General features: G+C 74.6%; 1 protein-coding gene. It reads right to left on the minus strand.

The window, feature by feature from the left end; translation table 11 throughout:
- Positions 1 to 1,380 (minus strand): polyketide synthase dehydratase domain-containing protein (locus ACIQ9E_RS29730; RefSeq protein ID WP_403712308.1); only part of this gene is annotated, 1,380 nt, incomplete at its 3' end.
- Positions 1,381 to 1,412 lie beyond the last annotated feature (32 nt).

Genomic DNA, 1,412 nt, shown 5'->3' on the forward strand with positions numbered 1-1,412 from the left:
CACACCGGTGGCCGCCGCATGGATCAGGACCCTCTCACCGGGCCGCAGCCCCGCCAGATCGACCAGCCCGTACCACGCCGTCGCAAACACGGTGACCACGGAAGCCGCCTGCGGGAATGTCCATCCGTCCGGTATCCGGCCGAGCATCCGGTGGTCGGCGACGGCGGTGGGGCCGAAGCCGGTTCCGACCAGACCGAAGACGCGGTCGCCGGGCGCCAGGTCATGGACCCCGGGGCCGGTCTCCAGGACGACCCCGGCGGCTTCCCCGCCGAGCACGCCCCGGCCGGGGTAGGTACCGAGCGCGATCAGCACATCGCGGAAGTTGAGACCGGCCGCGCGGACTCCGATCCTGACCTCGGCGGGGGCCAGCGGCCGCCACGGTTCCGAGGAATCGACGGCGGTGAGTCCTTCGATGGTGCCTGTCAGCGCCGGCCGGATCAGCCAGGTGTCGCTCTCCGGCAGGGCGAGCGGCTCCGGGACGCGGGTGAGGCGGGCCGCCTCGAACCGGCCGTGGCGCAGGCGGAGTCGGGGTTCGCCCAGGGCGACGGCGGTGTGCCGCCGTTCGGTATCGAGGGTCACTCCGGGCGCGGTCTCGACATGGACGAAGCGCCCCGGCTGTTCGGCCTGGGCGGTACGGAGGAGCCCGGCGGCCGCGGCTGTGGCGAGCCCCTCGGTGGTCTGCACGAGGAGGGTCCCGTCGGTGCCGGTCAGGGCCTCCAGCAGGCGGGCCGTCAGTGCACGGGTCTCGGCCGGCGGGTCGTCGTCGGTGGCGTGCAAGGTGAGGACGTCGACCTCGGTCGCGGGGATGTCCACGGGTGCGGCGGGCTCGGTCCAGGTCAGTCGCATCAGGCCGGTGCCCACGGGCAGGGACAGCGGACGGGTGCGGATCGTCCGGATTTCGGCGACGGGTCGTCCGGTGGAGTCGGCGGCGCGCAAGCTCAGCTCGTCGCCGTCGCGGATGACGGCGACCCGGAGCGCGGCCGGGCCGACGGCGACCAGCCGGGCGCCGGTCCAGGCGAACGGCAGCTCGGCGGTGCTGTCGTCCGGCGCGGTCAGGGCGACGATGTGCAGGGCCGCGTCGAGCAGGGCGGGGTGCATGCCGTAGCGGGGTGCCTCGGCGGCCTGCTCATCGGGGAGGGCGACATCCGCGTAGACGGTGTCGCCGTCGCGCCAGGCCGCGCGCAGGCCGCAGAAGGCAGGGCCGTAGCCGTAACCGGCTGTGGCGAGTTCCTGGTAGAAGCCGGTGAGGTCGACGGCGTGCGCTGCCGGTGGCGGCCACGCGGCCGGAATCTCCTCCACGGTGCCTTCGGCGCGTCCGAGGGTTCCGGTGGCGTGGCGGGTCCAGGTGTCGGTGCCTTCGGGGCGGGCGTGGACGGTCACCGGTCGGCGCCCGGCCTCGTCGGGCCGGTCGA

Origin of the sequence: Streptomyces sp. NPDC094448 (assembly GCF_044763775.1) — a bacterium.
In the GTDB taxonomy this organism is placed as follows: domain Bacteria; phylum Actinomycetota; class Actinomycetes; order Streptomycetales; family Streptomycetaceae; genus Streptomyces.